This window comes from Paenibacillus sp. SZ31 (genome assembly GCF_012912005.1).
Lineage (GTDB): Bacteria > Bacillota > Bacilli > Paenibacillales > Paenibacillaceae > Paenibacillus.
On sequence record NZ_JABBEA010000004.1, the window covers coordinates 76963 to 97860 of the forward strand.

The following is a 20898-nucleotide window of genomic DNA, read 5'->3' on the forward strand; positions in this document are numbered from 1 at the left end:
TTATCATGCTTATGATGCAAGAAAAAACAGGCTTGTTCGGAAGGGTAAAAACCTTCTCGAACAAGCCTGTTTTTTTACTTTTCACAACTTATAAATCTATCTGTTACGGGGTTATATCCGTTTCTATCCGAGCAACGAAGAGACATGACGATTGCCATTACGCTGGTCGTACTTGTCTGCCGCTACTTGGGCATATCCCGCAAAATAATCCGCCAGTCTACGCAAATCTCCTGGATCTGCTTCACAAGGGAAGGACGCAGGGAGACGTAACCGGTATTCCGGGGATTCGTCCGCCCAGCGGCGTAACAATGGTGCCGTTCTGGCGTAGAACAACATTTTGGCAAATGGATCTTCATTATCCATCGCGAACACCAGACTTTCTTCCAGCACATCAATCCCCTTCGCCGGATTGGTACGTGCAAGATAATCCATCTGCTCAGCAAAGCTTCTCACAAAATCATTTTGACCCTTGATCAACCGGTATCCCTTTTGTTGATGCTTGTCTGCTTCCGCAGTCCGACCCAATCGGTAGAGTGGCATCAAGATCTCCGACAAGGTAAGATGCGGAATCTCCGCACAGCTCATTCGGCCTTTCAGGATCGGTTTTGCCATTTCAAGCACCTTCTCGTCGTCACCAGTAAGGATAAAATAACGCATCATCTCGTCCTGTTCACAGGCTTCACAGTCACTCATAAAGTCTCGATCCATCGTTCTGAACTTGGCATAACTGCTTCCTGCCTCCTCCAGCTCCCCAAGATCCATGGAGATGCGGAATCGATAATACCAATACGAACGTTCGCTGTAGCCAAATGACTTGAATCGCTGTCCGAAGTCCTCAAGCAGCTCCATCATTTTATCGCGTGACACTTCCGGGAAACTGGATAGTTTGCCTAGAATCCATTTATACGACCACATTAACGTTTCTTCATCATATTCTTCCGGCTGTTGATCGAACTTGCCCAGCTGCCAGGAAAAAGCAATCAGTGCTTTCATCGGATAACCGCAGAATGTCGCTGTCTCCACAATCTCTGATCTTGCTTCGTATGCCTCTTCTTCCATGCCATTCACATCGGCGACTCTTGCCGCTTCCTCTAGCATACCCAGCTTCGCCGGACCATTAGGCAAGCCGTAGGCCTCGTCCATCAATTCCTCAAAATCCATCTCTGTCTTCATCAGGCATCCCCCTTACGATCTGTATTCCCACGCAAACCCCAATCAATAAAACGAACAATGCCCTGATTCAGCACTTCCAGCTCCTGCCGGTTCATCGCATAATGCCCCATCATCAGCGCATTGACGTACAACATCTCAATGGCAATCGGCGTCATTTGGTCATCCGGTGACGTTAGCACACGCTGAATAATTGGGTTGTTCACATTCAGGTACAAGGTTGAATATCCCGCCGAACTGATTCCGGAGGATAAAGAGCCAAGGAGAGAAGAGAACAATTCCGTGCTCTCTTCGCTTGCTTTTTCCAGCGCACGGAGTGTTGAGGATTCCTGCGAAAGAGTGAACAACACCGGCAGATCCGATGGCTTGAAACCTTTCACCTCAGCTCGACAGCGGAAGCGCTGCAGCGCGGAATCAGCGAGTCGCAACGCATCATAATACTGATTACGCTCAGCCGCTGGCACATCGGTGAAACTCATCGAGACCTGATCCGGCTGTAGCCGCTCCGTCTGTACGTTGTGCACGGTCATCGGCAGTGTCATCATCAACTCGCTGTCATAGATGTAGCCGCCGTTAATCACCAGCATCGATTGTGCCGATGCCACATGATGAATCTGACGGTACTCATCGACAGAGGACGTGAAATACAATGTCTCTCCTTCATCGATCAGCTCACCCAGCTCCCGGTGGCCTCTCGTGCTCTCAAATGGCAGCCAGCGATGAATCATCGCGTAGAATGCTTGATCCTGCACAGCCAGTGCCTTCATGGACAAAGCATGCAGGCGAATTAGCTTCTGTAGCCGTTCCGTCTGGCTCTCGGCCATGTCGGCGAGTCCCTTGCGAAGTGCGTCTCCGAGTTCGGAGCGAACTTCCTCCAGCTTTTCATTTTCATAAAAATGTTCCCGTGATGCCGTCGGTTGAAGCTCATCTGTCCAGATCAGACATTTCACGAAGAAAGCCCACTCTGGCAAAATGTTCTCTGCTTTCTCTGAAATCAGCATTCGCTTCAGGTACACCCTGTGAGAACGCTTGGCATTCAGATTAACTGCGTGTGGCAGTACAAAAGCAATACCTCCCGTACGGCCTGAAGCCGTCGTCAGCGGAATGAAGTCCTGGAACTTCTCGCCAAGCAGACGTTCACCAAAAGCCAATACCTCTGCTCTGCGTGAACGTGCGAGTGCAGGGTCCATCAACCAGATCGGCGTCTCGCTATTCACCACGTGTTGTATACCGTCATGATGCAGCGTGACCGGATACGGCAATAACGCTCCGTAATAGAACAAGGCCTCTTTCACATAATCCGCTTCAAAGTAGTGAGCCGCGTCTGGTGTGCAGCGCAGATATACTTTGGTGCCTGGGGACAGCTGTGTGTCCAACTGCCGAATCGTATAGGTGCCATCCGGCTTGCCACGCCACTCCATCGAAGGGCCACCCTTCGCGGATTGCGTCAGCATGACAATTTCGTGACTTACCATGAAACAAGATAACAACCCGATCCCGAAACGTCCGATAAACGAAGTCTCTCCATCCAGCAGCGCTTGCTGCCCACGTTTCGAGGATTGTCCAATCATCGCCAGGAATTCATGGATATCAGCTTCAGTCAAGCCGATGCCGTTGTCCTCCACCATCATGGTCAGTTGCTCACCTGTTCCTGTCAGTTCCACACGCACTTCACCCTGATACCCTGGCTCCGCCTCCGTTCGTGCGGTAATCGCATCAGTGGCATTCTGCATCAGTTCGCGCAAGAACACTTTCGGACTGCTATATAGATGGTTGGATAAAATCTGGATCATACCACTCAGGTTCACTTGAAAACGATATTCATTGGATGCTGTCATAACCCACTCACCTTCCTCTACGTCCAAACACCATATGTACCCATACGATGTATTCATATGGATGTGTTAGACGAATTCATTATGTAATCGTTAAAAACATACGTTCTCGTGACAGGCACACCAAAACATCACGTCAAGCCGGCCCTGGATAACCAAGACCGGCGTTAGATGAATATGTCAGGCATTCATGAGACGTAGGGCCTTTTCTTTCATTACCACGTTACGAAGGGCAATGAAACGGATGTTCTACCCTTAAAATAAGGATACATGGTACAGGCCATAGTGAAAACAAACCTTAGACCCGATTTGAAGTGGAATTGAGGGGAAGTGCGCACCCTCCATCCGGGACTATTGACGGAGAGATACATCTTTTTTCGTCATACATTTGAAGTTTGGTTCTGCTTCGTCTGGTCACGCTATGGAATAGTCGTCAACAACTGGCGGAAGTCAGATCAGAGTGATGTAGAGTTTAGCGAGGAAATTCAACAGATTGAGAAATACACAAACGCAGGTTATGATGTGGAGACATGTATATTGGGATGATTATAGAGAGGAATGGAACAACCGCATGGAATCCAAACTACTTCAAAAATTAAAATATGCTTCACAATTAACCGCACAGGAGAAGCACATTGTGGACTATATCCTGAGCAACCCCGAAGTTGTATTTGATTCTACAGCCCATGAACTGGCTCAGCAGACTTATACAAGCTCATCCACCATTGTTCGCCTATGCAAAAAGCTGGGCACCAAGGGGTACCCAGACTTTCAGCTCAAGCTTGCTCTTGAATATCAACAGATACCTTCTGCGACGCAAACGCAGGATCATGCAATTGCAGAACAAGGCAACGTGCTGGCTGCCATCGACTCAGTTCCTTACCTGTATCAGCAGGCGCTGGATGATACGCGCCGGATGTTAAATGCTCCTGTTTTGCTACGAATCGCGAACTGGGTCAAAAAATCCGGACGTATCGATATCTATGGCAGTGATATGAATTATTATCTGGCTCAGCAAGCTTGTGCCAAGTGGAATGAACTCGGCATATCTGCGATTGCTCACAATAGTCCCAACATGCATTATTTGAACACGATGAATCCCAACAGCCTGACGCTGTCTTTTGTTATCTCGCACACAGGTGAGAATCAATCCATGATTGAAGCTGCCAAAGTGCTGAGCAGCAAACAGATGAAAGTCATCGCTGTTACGGGCAACAACCATTCAACCCTGTCCAGACATTGCGATGAAACGCTACTGGCTTATGGATACAACGAACAATTACGACTGTCCAAAATGTCTTCAATGGTCTCGGTACTTTATATTTTCGACATGTTGTACATGGGGAGCATTAGCGATACGTATTAACAATTAACGCTGATCCGCTGCAAATACAATCCCGGCATCCTTACGCGCACTCATGAGTACACTCATCACAGACTGGCTGTGTTCAAGTAGTTCATAACACCGGTTGTGGTCACCACTTGCATGGATGTCCCTGAACGCTTCCCACTCATAGTACAGCCAATTGGATTTGCTCTGCGCATTATACTCCTCAGCAGGCTCATTCCCAATTTGAAGCTTGATCTCCCGGCAACCGTTAGCTCCTCCCACAACCTGGAGATAACCTTTCTCTCCCTGAATGAGCACAAAGTTCATGCTGCTCGTGTCTTTGGCACCTACACATTCCGCAATAAACTCCGGATACTTGAGAACCACAACTCCTGACGTATCAATACCGTTTGCATGCTGGTTCGCAGTATACGATACGGCATTCGGACTACCAAACAGATTCATAACAAAATGAAGATTATAAATATTGATATCCATCAGCGCTCCACCAGAGAATTGTGGATTAAATACATTCGGTGTTTGCCCTGTAAGCAGATCATTGTATTTGCGCGAGTATTGACTGTAGTTACACTGGATGAGTTTGATCGGACCAAGCTTCGGTAGTTGCTCCTGTATGACTTTAATATTGGGCAGATGAATGTTGGAGATGGCTTCAAACAGCAACAGATTCTTTTCTTTCGCAAGTGCAATCAGCGTCTCTGCTTCCTGAAGCGTAGACGTGAACGGTTTTTCACAGACGACATGCTTGCCATGTTGAAGTGCCTGATAGGCCTGTTCGTAGTGCATGCTGTTTGGTGAAGCAATATATATGAGATCTACATTCGCATCTGAAAATAGGGATTCCAGGTCCGTATAGATGGTACTTACCCCATATTTACCCGCAAGCTCCTGTGCTGTCTCTCTCTTCCGGGAGTACATCGCTGTACAAGTGACATCTTCCAGTTCATTTATCGCAGACAAAATGGCATCCACAATGGACCCTGTACCAATCGTTGCTATATTCATCATATTGTTTTCGCTCCTGTCGTTGATTTGTTAGTTGGCTTTCTTCGCCGCTTCGATTCCATCATGTAAAATATCCAACACATATAGAACCTCTTTATCCTTGACCGGTTTATCACCGTTATGTCGAATGGCATGAAGCAGGCGATCATATATAATGCCATAGTCCGTTGCTTCTGAAGGAACTTTCTCCGTATGTGATGTTCCGTCATTGTCCACATAACTAATCGTACCCCAGTTATCCTCTGATTCAGCTTCAATGGATATCCTGGTTCGTCCATCTCCACTTTTCGTTTGGTGCCCACTGCTATATTTAACGAAGCTTCCCCGATCCCCGTGCACAATGAATTTCGGATGCTCGATCTTCACAAGCAGGCTGCATTTAATCGTAGCCTTCATTCGTCCATAACGAAAATCAATATCGATATAATCATCAGATTCACCCGGAGCGATCAAACTCCGAACATCATAATCAATTCGGTCGGCTAGGCCATATATAGAGATTAACTGATCAATGGTATGCACGGCCAAGCCATGCAGCAATCCAAATCCGCTTCTGGCGTACTGTGGGTGAAAATAATCATAGTGAGACTGGATTTCAACAATATTCCCCAGTTTGCCGCTCTCAATCACTTTTTTCAACGTCAGGAAGTCACCATCATATCTGCGATTTTGATTCGCCATAGCGATGAGATTTTTGCGATTGGCTAGTTCAAGGATATCTTCGGCTTCCGCAGAAGTGGAGGCAAAAGGTTTCTCCACCAGCACATGTTTCCCGTGTTCCAATGCCAGCTTGGCGTACTCTACATGGCTATCCACATGGGTGGCAATAACAATCAATTCAATCTCATCATCTTGCAATATGTCTTCGATATTCGTCGAAAAAGTAATCTCGGGATAGAGTGATTCACGCTCAGTATCGCCAACCCGATCTTCCTCCCGACGGTATATCGTCTTCACCTTGATGTATTCTTTCTTGTCCAGATAAGGCAAATGATAATTCACCACTGCGTTCCCGAATCCGATGATCGCCACATTTAATAACATGATCGCTCACTCCTCTGCTCTGGTTCAGTGTAATGTTATCACGATCAAGTCAGGCGGAGAATGCTTTGGGACGGGATTGGCAGCATCATGCGCAATTCGATTTCAGGTTGGAATGTGTATGAAATCCAATTTCATTCTCTTCTTTTTTTCATATTCGAGATCTAACATATCTTCCATAGTTTACCGATATAACATAAGGCGTTAATTACATACATATAGAACGAAGGGGACGATGAACAAATGAAAACCGGGTATACATACTTACAACGCACCATCTGTACTTTACTGTTATTTGTACTCATTGCAGCAGTGACATTGGGAGGCGGAACTGCAGCCCAAGCAGCTTCACTCAGCCAATCCACAGTGTATTATGAATCCGATGGCGTCTTGTACAAAGTATCCGCTGATGGCAGCAATACGACAGAAGTATTAATTGATTTCCAAGGGGTGGACTTGCTCGCAGCAGGCTCTTATCTCTACTACACGCAGACTGCTTCTTCCACAACATTGCTTCGGGTTCCGAATGACGGGTCCAGTGATGCGGCAGAGACATTTGCTACAGATGTACTCAGCTATTATACGGATAACGGATTCATCTATTATCTGGATGCTACAGGTACGATTTATCGCGCTAATGGCAATAGTGACGCTTCAGCTGTCACCAAGATTGCTGACAAGGCCGATACCGATTTCCCATTTCTTCTGGTAGCCAAAGGGCGTGCCTACTATAACGCACTGGTTAACGGGAACACGTGGATCGTATCCAAAACGTCCAACGGCAGTGGAGCTGTGCAGCGGATTGCCGCAGGCGCAGTGGAAGGACGTTATTTTACGAATCAAGCCAAAAACGAACTGCAACTGATGGTAAATACAGACCCCTACGAGGAGTTTTACTCCACCAATGCTGTTGTCATGTATAAAGTGAATTACAACACTGGCAAGGCAACTGCGGTTAATCCCAAAGCCAAACTGGATGTGAATGCTGTATATTCCGGTGGTTGGGGAAATAATCTTTACGTGTATAACAAGGGAATCGTTCTCGACAGTAACAGGGATTACAATTATTCCAAAGGCAAAGCATTTGCATTGACGACTTCAGCCAAAACGCTTCAGCTTCACAACAAGAGCGTCCGAGAAGTAAGTGCACTCGGTACAGACAAAGTTGTCCTTATTGATGTCGACAAAAAGGCTTATGCCAAAACCGTCTCGGGCAACAAAGTGACCAAGTCTGCCAACCTGAACCTAAACAATGTAACGTATGTTACGAATCAGTTGACGAATGGTACACCTACATTTGCGTACATCTCGGGTAACAATGCTCTCTACTCGGTCAGCACGGCTCTCAAGGTAACTAAACTTACCAGTGACGAATGGGATGCATTCCATCTCAGAGATGATGTTCCGGGCATGTTCTACATTAATGCCAAAGATCAGTATCGCTTGTATCATGTGCAATCTAATGGAACAGGGAAAAAAGTAATGAGTGACGTTTTCCTCGACAATATTCTATTGGTAACACCGTACTAACATATCCTGTTGATTCAGGCGTGTAGCCCATTTAACGGACTTATCCATAACAAAAAGGATTACCTTGCAGCCATACAGGCTCTTGGTAGTCCTTTTTTTGTTGTCGAAAACTATTTTTCAAAAACATCTTCCATATGAGAATGATAATTGTTATCATTAAGAAAATAAGACAAAAGGATGGTCCGTATGACTGAACAGTTTCCCTTCATTGCTGAAACCTCATCTCTACCGCTCCTCTCCTCCATGTGCCGTGTGCGTCGTGGGGAGAATTTCCGTGTGCAAGGCAAGACGGTGTCCCGGCCCATGCTCTGTCTTATTTTGCAAGGAGACGGTGTTCTGGTCCTGAATGATACAGTCTATACGGCGCAAGCGGGCAGCTTATTCGTGTTGAAGTCAGGTACAACCATCGAGGCCGCTGCACGCTCGAATGGGACCGAATTTATATTGCTAAGCATGGATACGGTTCGTTTGCAGCAAGTGCGGGGCGAATGGAAAATGACCTCTTCACCCGCCTTCCCGCTGGATTGGCAGACAGGCAGATTGCTGGTTCGTCACGAGCAGCAGGCTGTATCACGTATGGAACAGCTCTATGAAACCTATCGCGGTCTTCAACCGGATCACTTTATCAGCATACATAGCCAGCTGCATGAACTACTGCAGTTTCTCTCGGAGAACCGGCTGGAAGCCAATCATGAGAAAGTGGACCCTGCCTTGGAACGCAGCATTATGTACATGCGACATTACATGAGTGAAGGAATTAGCATGGATCAGCTTGCCAAGATCGCTGGACTTACTCCCAGCTCCTACTCACGCAGTTTCAAGAAGGCCAAAGGCATGTCGCCGACCGATTACCTGAATCGTTTACGTATAGACGAAGCCAAAAAACAGCTGACTGAGGAACCATGTGTCCTCAAAGACGTCGCGGTATCTGTCGGGTATGGCAATGAGTATTATTTTAGCCGCAAATTCAAACAAACCTTGGGCATTGCTCCCAGCGTATATATGAAAAGAGATCAACTTCGCGTAGCTACAGCATCCATCATGGGATTCCATGAGAATCTGGCCTCGCTTGGACTGCGCCCTGTAGCTGTACTGGAAGGAGTGCTTGACCGAGAATCGGATGAATATGAACAAGAACGCCGATTAACCAGACAATTCGATCAACTTCGGCAGGCGAAGCCAGACTTGATCATCGGTGACTTTTACCATAAGCCTTATTATGATCGCCTGAAAAGTATTGCACCCACCATTATCTTGGAGTCCACTGACGACTGGAAAGAGAACCATATTCGCATAGCCGAACTGGTCGGACGTGAGAAGCAAGCGTTGCTGAATTTCAAGGAACTTGCGTTCCGCAAACTTGAAGCAGGCTTAAGCCTACAACCTTATTTCGGACAAAAACGTATCGCTCTTATGGAGATTACGAATCAATTCATTCGATTACAGGGGACTGGCGAGCATCCATTAAATCACTTGTTGTATGCTGAATTGGGACTCCATCCTGCCCAGCTTGTATCTCCTGAAAGTTCAAGAAATGAGTATGTTGCGGATAATATCCCCGTGTTGGATACGGATTATCTGTTGATCCATCGTGCTTCGCTTCAGCCTGCCAGTGAAAAGGTATTCCGCCGTATGAAGCAAACGGCATCCTGGAATCGCTGCCCTGCCGTGTTGCATGGTGACGTTCACGATATCTCAAATTGGCAATTGTTATGCTGGACCCCGGCGGGCCGGTTGCAGATTCTGAACGAACTGGAGCAGATTGCTCAGCAGTCTGTGGTCTTTCCTCAGGCAGGTCTGATCGGACATTAGATGTGAATATCTGCTCGAAACGAATTGCCTGATGTGCAGTGTTATTTTCCCCATCGTGTTCCTTCATTATATTTCAGTAAGATATTGTACAAACCAAAGGGCCCTCTCCTCTAACGGAAAGGGCCCTTTGCATGTAATTATGAATGTTCCTTGATCTCTTCCTTCGGAACCAGCTTGTATATCTCTTCATCTTCCATGGTATCAATCAACCGATCCAACCATTTGTAGTATGCTTCCGCTTGCAAAACCTTATGTTTGTCTTCCATCAGAATGTGGATAAGTTCAGCGTCTGCCTGCTCATCCAGATCTTCAACTAACCGATTCAGTTCTTCAATCGATTTGCGTAGAATCTGAAGGTTACTCTCCACAGCTTTTCTCCACTTAATCGCAAAATAATCCGTAAATGTCTGATGCCAGTCATATTCTACTTCATATAGGTCTTTCCTGGAGCCTTTGCTCCATACTTTGTTTACCATTTTCAAATCCAGCAGTGTTCGTACACCTGTACTCATACTCGTTTTGCTCATTTCCATTTCCCGTCCCATATCGTCAAGGGTCATTGGCTTGTCTGCAAAAAATAGCAATCCATATAAGTGTCCCGTAGACAGCGTAACGCCGTAAAGATCCATATTACGTCCAATGGCTTCAATGACGCGTTTACGAATCCTCAGCACGGTTGCCTGCTGTTCCTCTTGTAAATGGTCCAAGCCCATGCTTGCAACCTCCATTCTGAACATTCCACAGTCTTGGCAAAAATATTGCAACACTTTAAAAGTCCTGCTTACATGGGAAAGCATCCGGCCGGACATCCTATATGCCAGAGGGCTTTCTTTCACCCAATGTATGAAAATGGGAACTTTACCAGGCTACATTTGCCTATGACTATCTTTTAACCAAAAAATTCAGCTTCAATTCAGCTCATTTTCTATTGTAGGAAAAGCGATATCAAATGTAAAGGAACCTTATTAGACAGAATAAGGAGAACGACGGAGCATATGGGAGGAAAACTTTGTACAGTTTTTACTGTACAAACATTATGTACTGTTTATTCGGTTGCTATACGGGGTAAGTATTGTTAGAATACAAAACGTTACCCAGAAAGACGGGAAGCGAAGCAACAACTACCGGATTTCGTGGCTGGGCGCATAAGTGTATGGGCTTATGGATGCTGAAAGCCGTTCGAAGTGCACAACACATCAGAAGGGGTGAAAACATGACCATACTTGAAGTGAAAAACGTAAGTAAATTGTTTGGACCCCAAACCGAGCAAGGTCTGCAATTACTGGAGCAAGGTTGGGGAAAAGAAAAGTTGGCCAAAGAAAAACAGATAACGGTTGGTGTCAACCGGGTCAACATGGAGATTAAGGAAGGCGAGATTTTCGTTATTATGGGGCTGTCCGGGAGTGGTAAATCCACATTAGTACGGATGTTCAATCGTCTGATTGAACCAACATCCGGAGAAATTCTGGTCCATGGTAAGGATCTACGTAAGATGAACAAAGAGCAATTGCGCGAAGTGCGCCGGAAAACGATCAGCATGGTCTTCCAGAAGTTTGCGTTATTCCCGCACCGTACCGTTCTTGATAATGTGGAGTATGGATTGGAAGTACAGAAAGTAGACAAAGAAGTACGCCGTGAGAAGGCACAAACCTCACTTGAGCTGGTTGGCCTTAAAGGCTGGGAAGACAAAATGCCAGATGAACTCAGTGGCGGGATGCAGCAACGTGTCGGCTTGGCCCGTGCACTTGCCAATGATCCGGAAGTACTATTAATGGATGAAGCCTTCAGTGCCCTTGATCCATTGATTCGCCGTGATATGCAGGATGAGCTGATCGAGCTTCAAGATAAAATGAAAAAGACGATTATTTTCATTACCCATGACTTGGACGAAGCGCTGCGCATCGGCGATCGTATTGCCCTCATGAAAGACGGCGCAGTCGTGCAGATCGGTACACCGGAAGAAATCATGATTCAACCGGCCAACTCATATGTGGCCCGCTTCGTCGAAGACGTGGATCTGTCCAAGGTCCTTACAGCATCTCACGTAATGCGTCGCCCTGAAACAATTACGCTTGATCGTGGTCCTCGTGTTGCCCTCGAATTAATGCGCGAACGTGGTATTTCCAACCTGTTTGTCATTGACCGTTCGAAAAAATTGCTTGGTGTCATTACAGCTGAAGATGCAACTCGTGCCATGCGCGAAAACAAAGTATTGAACGATATTCTGATCACGGATGGGCCGACGGTGTCGCCTGAGACCTTGATTCATGAATTGTTCGAGATTGTAAGTTCTGCCCATGTGCCGCTCGCTGTTGTTGGTGAGAATGGTCGTCTGCAAGGTGTTATCGTCCGCGGTGCCCTGCTGGGTGCACTTAGCGGTGAAGTTGCAGTAAAGGAGGAACTTGTGAATGATTCCCAAAATACCACTCGCATCGTGGATTGAATCCATCGTTGACTGGATGAGCTCCTCGCTCTCCGGATTGTTTAATGTAATCTCTGTTGTTATTCAGGCAGTAGTCGGATTCTTCTCTGGGCTGTTCATGTTGCCCCATCCGCTTCTGTTCATTGCCATATTGGGTGTTCTTGCGTTCCTTGTAGGTCGACTCCCACTGACATTATTCACGGTTATCGGGTTCTTGCTCGTTGATAACTTGGGGTACTGGTCCCAATCCATGGACACACTCGGCCTGGTTATCACTTCAGGTTTGGTTTCGATCCTGCTTGGTGTGCCTGTCGGAATCTGGCTCGCATACAGTAAAACCGCGGCGCGTATCGTCACACCGCTACTTGACTTCATGCAGACGATGCCTGCATTTGTCTACTTGCTACCTGCGGTTACATTCTTTAGCCTTGGTGTCGTTCCAGGTGTTATCGCATCCGTTATATTTGCGATTCCACCAACGATTCGTCTGACTCACCTGGGTATCAGACAGGTATCTGGCGAATTGGTTGAAGCAGCCGATGCATTCGGATCGACTTCCATGCAAAAACTGTTCAAAGTACAACTTCCACTCGCTTTGCCTACCGTGATGTCCGGTATTAACCAGACGATCATGTTGTCACTGTCCATGGTTGTTATTGCATCCATGATCGGTGCACAGGGTATTGGTGCGGAAGTATATCGTGCAGTAACACAGCTGCAAATCGGTAAAGGTTTCGAAGCCGGTCTCGCTGTTGTTGTACTCGCGATTGTACTGGACCGTTTTACACAAAATCTATTTATGCCTGGTCGCAAAAAGACCTCACGCATTACAACGAAGCAAAAAGCATGGATCACTGCTGCGGCAACATTCCTTGTGCTTGTAGCTGGTTTCTCACAATACTTCGTTGGTGGCACAACTTCCGCTGGTGGCAACAACTCAGCAGCCAATGCTGTAGGTAAAGAAGTGAACTATCAGATTATTGGTATCGATCCAGGGGCTGGTATCATGAAGTCCGCAGCTAAAGCGATCGAAGACTATAACCTGACTGACTGGACTCTCATTGAAGGCTCAGGTGCAGCCATGACTGCCACACTGGACAAAGCCATCAAAAATGAAGATCCAATCATCATTACAGGTTGGACTCCACACTGGATGTTCAACAAATACGATCTGAAATATCTGGAAGATCCAGAGAAATCTTTCGGTGATGCTGAAGAAATTCACACCATCGCCCGCAAAGGTTTGAAAGAAGATCACCCTGTTGCTTTTGAATTCCTGTCCCGTTTCCAATGGACCTCGGATGAAATGGGTGAGATGATGACTGCTATCCAAGAGGGTACATCCCCGGAAGAAGCAGCTAAAGCTTATGCGGAGAAACATGCCGATCAGATTGATGAGTGGACCAAAGGTCTGACTCCGGTCAACGGCGATGACTTCAAACTGAGCTATGTGGCTTGGGATTCCGAAATCGCAAGTACGAACTTGCTGAAATATGTGATGGAAAACAACCTGGGCTATAAAGTTAACGCTCTGCAAGTAGAAGCTGGACCCATGTGGACAGGAGTTGCCTCAGGCGACGTAGATGCCTCTCCAGCAGCTTGGCTGCCATTGACACATGCTGACTACTGGGAACGTTACAAAGACCAGGTAGACGATCTGGGTGCCAACATGACGGGTGTACGTACTGGACTCGTGGTTCCTAGTTACATGACTGAAGTAAACTCGATTGCAGATCTGGAGACAGGTGCAGCTACTTCCACTCCATCGGCAAGTGCCAATGTGGGTGAAGAGGTTAATCACCAAATCGTTGGTATTGATCCAGGTGCAGGTCTGATGAAAGCTACGGCAAATGCGATTGAGCATTATGAATTGTCTAACTGGAATCTAATCGAAGGCTCTGGAGCCGCGATGACTGCATCGCTGGACAAAGCTTATAAAAATGAGGAGCCCATCATCGTTACGGGTTGGACTCCCCACTGGATGTTCAATCAGTATGATCTGAAGTATCTGGATGATCCCGACTTAATTTTCGGCGATGCAGAGGAAGTTCACACGGTGGGACGTAAGGGAATCAAGGAAGATCATCCTGTTGCCTATGAGTTCTTCTCTCGTTTTAATTGGACTGCGGATCAGATGAGTGAGATCATGACTGACATTCAAAAGGGCGTTTCGCCTGAAGAAGCAGCCAAGACTTATGCAGAAAAACATCCTGACCAGATTAAAGAATGGACTACCGGGTTAACTCCTGTTAGTGGTGATAATCTACGTCTTGGTTATGTGGCATGGGACTCTGAAATTGCGAGTACCAACCTGATGAAGTATGTGCTTGAGGCGGATCTGGGTTACACAGTCAAAGCACTGCAAGTCGAAGCTGGTCCAATGTGGGCAGGCTTGGCGGCAGGTGATATCGATGCTTCTCCAGCCGTTTGGCTCCCGCTTACACATGGGGACTACTGGGAGACATATGGTGACCAGATTGAAGATATCGCTGTCAGCATGACCGGAGTCAAACAAGGTCTGGTTGTTCCAACGTACATGGATATCAACTCCGTTGAAGATTTAAAAGATAATTAAACCAGATTGAGATGAATAAACCTGAATTTGGTAAAAAGACCACCGAAATTTTTCGGTGGTCTTTTTCTTTTGGCTATGATTTTTTCAAGCATGCCAATTTGACTTGCTATTCAATCTTGGTCATACTGCTACCTTAAGCATTCACACGCTTTTTTCCATTCAACGCTACGCACATATCCTCTTACTTCGCTCATGAACACTCTATGTAGATAGTACTTGGTGAGTGCGATTATTTCCAACAACTATCCGATCAGCAACAGTAGTACACCAATGACAATCATGACAACACCGAGAATACCATACACCACTCTTGCGCCCTGCCGACCAATAGTCTTCACAAAAATCCCTGCTCTAAAGCTCTTCATAAACCAATCCCAATTGTTGATACCACCGAGTAAACTAAAAATTCCTGCCGCTATGGCAAATAGTGCGATTAAAACGGGTTGTTCTTGCATTTCGTCAACACTCCTATAATATAATCCTGTCTACTATACCTTCACTTGGTGAAAATTAACAGGCATAAATTAGAAAAAAACAGCTTGCAGACTCCCATCTGCAAGCTGTTCTAAACCGTCTGTATCATGCGTATTATTGCTTTTGCAACTCGCTTGCCGACAATAGCAGGGTCACCACTTCAGCACGTGTTGCTTCGGCGAGTGGATTAAACATATTTTCCCCTGTTCCCTTCACCAGTCCTGCATCATATGCAGCAGCGATATATGGAACAGCCCAAGCCGGTACTTTATCGGCGTCCACGAAACTCAGTGCCGAATTCGACTGTACTGGGAGACCGAGTGCTCTGACGAGCATAACTGTCATCTCTACCCGCGATACTTTGCCCGAAGAACGGAACGTATCATCCGTATATCCACTAATGATGCCTTGATCTACTGCCTGAGCAATAAAGGATTGTGCCCATGCAGGTATCCCAGCAGCATCCTTAAACGTCAATGCCTTGTTGCTGGCTGGAAGTTCAAATGCTCTTCCCAACATCACAATGAATTCGGCGCGTGTGGCTGGTGCATTCGGACGGAAATTACCATCCTGATACCCGTTCACAATTCCCCGGGAAATGGCCTGCTCAATGGCAGCAGCTGCCCAGTGATTTCCGATGTCCTTCATGTCTACAACCGGTGTGGTTGGATTAGGATTTCCTCCATTACCCGGAACGCTTGGCGTAGTTGGGTTTGTAGGAATGGTTGGTGTAGTTGGTGTAGTCGGTGTCGTTGGAGTTACAGGCGGAGTTGGTGTTGTAGAACCTCCACCACTGTTACCACTGCCCGGATTACTTCCATTATTGCCGCCACCATTACCAGGATTGCTTCCATTTCCGTCCCCCGGAAGTGTCGTGCCCTTCAGATCCGTACTACGTCCTTCCGTCACTTGATCGACTGTACCTACACGGTCCAGATGTTCATGGAAGATTTCATAATCGACCAGATTCAATTCGTAGAATCGATTATCATCTTTCGCTATTCTCATAGCACGATAGAAGTCTCCACCGTTAGCCATGAATGAATTGGTAGCGACGATATAGTACCCGTTCGGATCGATATCCGAGTACGTCCCGTCTGCATTCTTAATCTGAACTTTGACCACACGTTGACCAACTTGGGTCACGGTGTTGGTGGTAGCATCAATTTTTTCGCCTGGTTTCGTGGAATCGTAGTAGAAACGCATGCCTGCCACTTGCGGGAAGCGCCCTTCTCCCGTTTCCACACCACTAACGCCATTTTCCAACGCGGCTGTGATTTCCTTGCCTGTCATTTTCAACGCAGACAGATTATTAGCGAATGGCATCACAGTCAGGAGATTGCCCAGCGTAATATCACCTATCTGGAATGAAACACGAATGCCGCCGCCGTTCTGGATCGCCACGTATCCTTTGACGTCGTTTTCCTGCACAATGGATTTCACTTTCTCCAGCATACCGTCTGTCATCAGGTTTCCTAAATTGGTTTCCTGTTTCCGTACAGTGCCACGTTCTCCATCCAGGAAGACATTCGTTTTACCGATAATCGTTTTCTTGAACTGTTCCAACTGAGGAGCATATTCTTTCAGCTTGTTTGCGGCTTCCACGTCATCAGCATAGATGAATTGGTTGGCAGCATCTTTCGCATCCAGACTCAACAATTTGCCGTTCCACTTCTTCAATATACCTGCTTCATCAAACGTAACATCCAATTGACCAAGAGAAACGTCATATTCCCCGGTTTGCACAACCAATGTTGGCTCATCTTGGCTGCTCACAACAATCGGTTCCTTCAGAATGGTGTGTGAATGACCACCTACCACAATATCGATCCCTTCCACGGCTTCAGCCAATTTGAGATCCTCTGAGTAGCCAAGGTGAGTCAAAGCAATGATTTTATTGATACCTTCATTTTGCAGCATCTCTACAGTTGCTTGTGCACTTGCCTTATAATCGACAAACTTCAAGTCATCTCCCGGTGAAGAAAGAGATACTGTGTCCGGTGTCGTCAGTCCGAAAATACCGACTCGCTCACCATTCACTTCCGTAATAATCGCCGGATAGATTTCGGCTTTCTCACCCGGATCACCGATGCTATTGTTGTACAAACCACTCAAGCTCGCATCCTTTGAATAATCAATATTAGCACTTACAAACGGGAACTCTGCTTTTTCAATAAATGCTTTCAGTACGCTTGGACCTTTATCAAACTCATGGTTACCAAAGGTCATCGCATCATATCCGATCATGTTCATGAACTCCAGATCAGCCAAACCATTAAACAGATTGAAGTACAATGTACCAGAGAATACGTCCCCTGCATCCAGCACCAGGGTATTATCATTGCGTGCTTCCTTAATTGCCGTTACTCGGCGCGGGATGTTATCCAGATGTGCATGCGTATCATTCGTGTGCAGTACGCGCAGATTGAAGTCCCCTTCTTCCACTGGATCTCCAATACTTAATTGTGCAAGCAGTGGATCATGGTCGCTCACCCGTCCATCCGCTGTCTCAAAATCGGCATTCACATGTACCACTTCGATGGCTGCTGTCTCAGTCAAATTTTTACTCACCAGAATGTGATCCAGTGTCTGAGAATTTCCATCATAGATGTAGGAATATCGTTGATTTTCTGGCAGTTCGTTTACCAGATTGTCCAGTTCATTACCTTCGACAATGCTCAGGGTATTCGAGAATTGGAAGTCATTAAAATCGCCGAGAACAGCGACATTGACCTCATGGTCTTTGTTCAGTAACTCTTTCACAAACCCATTCACCAACGCAGCTTGCTTCGCACGTTGAACTTCACTGCTTCGAGTCGCAGGCTGTATGCTTCCAAAAGGTTTCAGGTCTCCACCTTTCGAATTGAAGTGATTGGCAATCACCACTACACGTTCACCATTGAATTCGAATTCAGCGGCGAGCGGTTTGCGGGAGCTGGCGAACGCCTCGTCCCCTGGTGCAATACGACCCGGATTATTGGAGAGACTGCCGTCAGCTTTGACTGTGATCGCTGTCGTAGCATTTCCTTTTCCAATACCAGTAGCCAACGATACTCGGTTCGGTTGATACAGGAATCCTACACGAATATTGGCACCCGGTGCCCCACCATCCTTGTTATTTTCCGGAGAAATCTCACTATATCGATATGTTGGTCCGTTATTCGCTTTGATTGCATCAATTAGAGTCTGAAAACTCTCATTAGCTGCTGTTGTACCTGTGTCGGCATCGCCATCGTTATCTTGAACTTCCATGATGCCAATGATATCTGGCGTACTCAGATTATCCACGATGATTTTACCAATTTTATTGGCTCGTGTTGCATCTTTTTTGCTGAAGTTCTCCACATTAAACGTAGCAATGGTCAGTTTATCTGCAGCTTGTTCAATGGAAGTAGTCGCTTGTTTCGTTTCTCCAGGGATAACTGCTGGCAAATTCCCTTCAGGACTCACCTTAAAATTGCCGCTAGAGTATGTCATTACTCCGATTACATTACCATCCAACTTATCGCCTGTTTTAACTGCTTTGGAAGGTTTCTTGCTAATAAAAAGACGCTGTGGATTGAGATCACTCTCATTCATACCTTTCTTGTTATCGGTCAGAATAACACCACCCGCAGGTGTGCGAAGTGGATTGTTCTCACCATTATCCACAACAACGGCCAGACCCGGTTGACTGGAGTATGGACCTATAATTTCAGGCTTTTCCAGTTCAACACGCATGCCTTCCAAACTTTCAAAAAAGTCTATAGCATCCGTCTCGGGATTAAATTCTGCAAAAGAGTCTGAGTCAATGACGGTTGGAATTACACGTCCATTGACACCCAACTTCACAGGTGCAGGTAGATCTACCTTATCTATTACTTTTACAATGGCACTCGCCGTAATCTGCGTGGTGGTTAATTCGTTAACCGCCCCATATTCCGTAACTTTCCCAGATACCTTCACCTGATTGCCAACGATAACTCCATGACTCGGCTTATACACTTGAATGGCTTCGGATGTACGTTCATCCGCATCGACTTTATCCGGAAGTTCTTGCATGTAAAAACTGCTTGTACTGACGGAGGTAACAATACCTTCGATATCCTTAACATCGTATCCGTTAAAAACAGAGGTATGTCCTGCACCCTGAATATCATGGATACGCAAGTCTTCTTTATCAGGAAGTACTTGATACGTAAAGGTGTATACTGCACTGGATTGTCCATTAAGAATGGCAACGGCCTTGATTACGATGTCTTGATCAATCACCAATGGGCTGCTATACACGGCCGAAGAAGAAGTAGGCTCTGTTCGATCCGTTGTGTAATGTACAACTGCACCCTCGGCTGGAGAGGTTAATGTGACTTCATTGTTTCGGGGAATTCCACCGGATGGAACACTTGCCATCACAGACAGGCTATTTTCTACAACATCTGCGGCTGTTCTAGGCAAAATCTCTAATCCGTAATTACTGTTGAAGGTCAGAACACCCTGCACATATTCGTAGGTTTTGCCAACAGTTAGCGCGGTAGGAGAGTTTTTGGCATAAATCGTCATCTCAGCACCATGACGATCCGTAGCGTAAAACGTCGAACTACTGCCACGTGTTACCTGGATATCTCTTACTTCGACAAACATTCCCTCATACTTTTCCCCTGGACCTTTGTTACTTTGATCTGCTGGTCTGACAAAGTCTGTGGACACCATATTTTTGGGTCCGGGGAGTGTTACATTTTTCTCAGTTACCTTCATGTATCCTTCGGTAAAACCTGACTTATCCTTCTCAATCTGGACGAGTCCGCTGTAGTGGGTAATTGGACCATATACTTCAATGCGATCCCCCACGTCAACTTGATTCTTCGCTCGGACTACAATGCCAGCTTCTTCGTCTTGAATATAATAATTCGTGAATTCTCCGGAGAGTTCACTGTACGTTACGACACCTGAAACGGCTACATTAGTATTTGGTGCAAGTACTCGCGCATCAGCGATGGATATGATTCCAGCCACGTCTGCTTCCTGCACTTCTGAGTTATCCGTCTCAGCTGCTTCCTCACTTTCAGTTCCATCCAATTCATCAACTTCGTTAGTCAGTGACTCTAGGTCTGAAGATTCTTCAGTTGGGATAGCATCCGGTATGGAGGTCTCCTGATCACTTGTTTGCGGCTGTTCCGTTACTACACTTTCCTCATCAGCATATGCGGTGCTACTTAATCCACCTATTGGTGCCGCACCTGTAACGACAAGAACGAAAACCAGAAACCCTTGTGCCCAACGTTTCACTTGCTTGTTGTTCATTCGTCCTACCCCCATGTTTTCAACTTGGCAATCATTTGTTCAGACAGCTTGTACATTAGTTCAAATATAAGATAACTGAATAACAGACTCGTGTAAACAATATTTCTTCAATATGAAAGAAAATAGAACATATACATTACAGAAAGAAATTATTTTCTCTTCTTTAAAGCTAAATAGGACTAATTTATGATCAAAATCATGTCTTTTTGATCTTTTTGAGTCATGTTTATGTGCACATTAAACTATTTAGGTTAGATAAATTAACATACTAGATATGAATTGTTTATTATTTCGACATTTAATGACAACATCTATCTATCCCTTTTTAAGAAAAATCAGACTTAAGTCTTATAGAATTTCAAGACAAAGGCATAACAATACGACGATCAGGATTGATCGCCGC

The 20898-nt window shown here is 46.0% G+C and carries 12 protein-coding genes; 5 read left to right on the plus strand and 7 right to left on the minus strand.

The genetic code is table 11. The features are described from left to right. Positions 1 to 123 precede the first annotated feature (123 nt). Together HF638_RS10290 and HF638_RS10295 are read right to left on the minus strand one after the other, a co-directional pair. Entirely contained in the window at positions 124 to 1173 is a 1050-nt protein-coding gene (locus HF638_RS10290; protein WP_169480136.1) for a hypothetical protein, read from the minus strand. After that, entirely contained in the window at positions 1173 to 3008 is a 1836-nt protein-coding gene (locus tag HF638_RS10295; RefSeq protein WP_169480137.1) for an HSP90 family protein, read from the minus strand. Before HF638_RS10295 ends, HF638_RS10290 begins: the two co-directional genes overlap by 1 nt. Before the next feature lie 490 nt (positions 3009 to 3498). Here HF638_RS10295 and HF638_RS10300 point away from each other — a divergent pair, with 490 nt between their 5' ends. Beyond that, positions 3499 to 4371 carry a MurR/RpiR family transcriptional regulator gene (locus HF638_RS10300; protein ID WP_248278105.1) on the plus strand — a complete coding sequence of 291 codons (873 nt, stop codon included), beginning with the start codon at positions 3499 to 3501 and terminating at the stop codon, positions 4369 to 4371. 3 nt (positions 4372 to 4374) lie between these two features. Here HF638_RS10300 and HF638_RS10305 read toward each other — a convergent pair whose 3' ends face one another. Both HF638_RS10305 and HF638_RS10310 read right to left on the minus strand, forming a co-directional pair. Then, positions 4375 to 5361, minus strand: coding sequence for a Gfo/Idh/MocA family protein (locus HF638_RS10305; RefSeq protein WP_169480405.1), 987 nt, complete (start codon positions 5359 to 5361; stop codon positions 4375 to 4377). A 30-nt stretch (positions 5362 to 5391) separates the two neighbouring features. Continuing rightward, positions 5392 to 6405: a Gfo/Idh/MocA family oxidoreductase gene (locus HF638_RS10310; protein ID WP_169480138.1), complete on the minus strand. Its 1014-nt coding sequence runs from the start codon at positions 6403 to 6405 to the stop codon at positions 5392 to 5394. Between the two features lie 240 nt (positions 6406 to 6645). On the opposite strand from HF638_RS10310, the gene HF638_RS10315 reads away from it, so the two are divergent. Together HF638_RS10315 and HF638_RS10320 are read left to right on the plus strand one after the other, a co-directional pair. Further along, positions 6646 to 7932, plus strand: coding sequence for a DUF5050 domain-containing protein (locus HF638_RS10315; protein ID WP_169480139.1), 1287 nt, complete (start codon positions 6646 to 6648; stop codon positions 7930 to 7932). A 186-nt stretch (positions 7933 to 8118) separates the two neighbouring features. Then, positions 8119 to 9744 (plus strand): helix-turn-helix domain-containing protein, encoded by a 1626-nt coding sequence (locus HF638_RS10320; RefSeq protein ID WP_169480140.1) that lies wholly within the window; start codon positions 8119 to 8121, stop codon positions 9742 to 9744. A 137-nt stretch (positions 9745 to 9881) separates the two neighbouring features. Here the strand turns inward: HF638_RS10320 and HF638_RS10325 are convergent, their stop codons facing one another. Continuing rightward, positions 9882 to 10457, minus strand: coding sequence for a GbsR/MarR family transcriptional regulator (locus tag HF638_RS10325; RefSeq protein ID WP_062833093.1), 576 nt, complete (start codon positions 10455 to 10457; stop codon positions 9882 to 9884). Between the two features lie 500 nt (positions 10458 to 10957). Here HF638_RS10325 and HF638_RS10330 point away from each other — a divergent pair, with 500 nt between their 5' ends. Then, the gene (locus tag HF638_RS10330) at positions 10958 to 12187 is read left to right on the plus strand and encodes a quaternary amine ABC transporter ATP-binding protein (RefSeq protein WP_169480141.1); all 1230 of its coding nucleotides are present in this window, start codon (positions 10958 to 10960) and stop codon (positions 12185 to 12187) included. Continuing rightward, the gene (locus HF638_RS10335) at positions 12153 to 14741 is read left to right on the plus strand and encodes a glycine betaine ABC transporter substrate-binding protein (protein ID WP_169480142.1); all 2589 of its coding nucleotides are present in this window, start codon (positions 12153 to 12155) and stop codon (positions 14739 to 14741) included. The genes HF638_RS10330 and HF638_RS10335 overlap by 35 nt, the downstream gene beginning before the upstream one ends. Before the next feature lie 242 nt (positions 14742 to 14983). Here HF638_RS10335 and HF638_RS10340 read toward each other — a convergent pair whose 3' ends face one another. Then, positions 14984 to 15196: an immunity 17 family protein gene (locus HF638_RS10340; RefSeq protein ID WP_076216916.1), complete on the minus strand. Its 213-nt coding sequence runs from the start codon at positions 15194 to 15196 to the stop codon at positions 14984 to 14986. Positions 15197 to 15329: 133 nt separating this feature from the next. Next, a complete protein-coding gene (locus HF638_RS10345) occupies positions 15330 to 20495 on the minus strand; it encodes an S-layer homology domain-containing protein (protein WP_169480143.1) in 5166 nt (1721 codons plus the stop codon). Between the last annotated feature and the right edge of the window lie 403 nt (positions 20496 to 20898).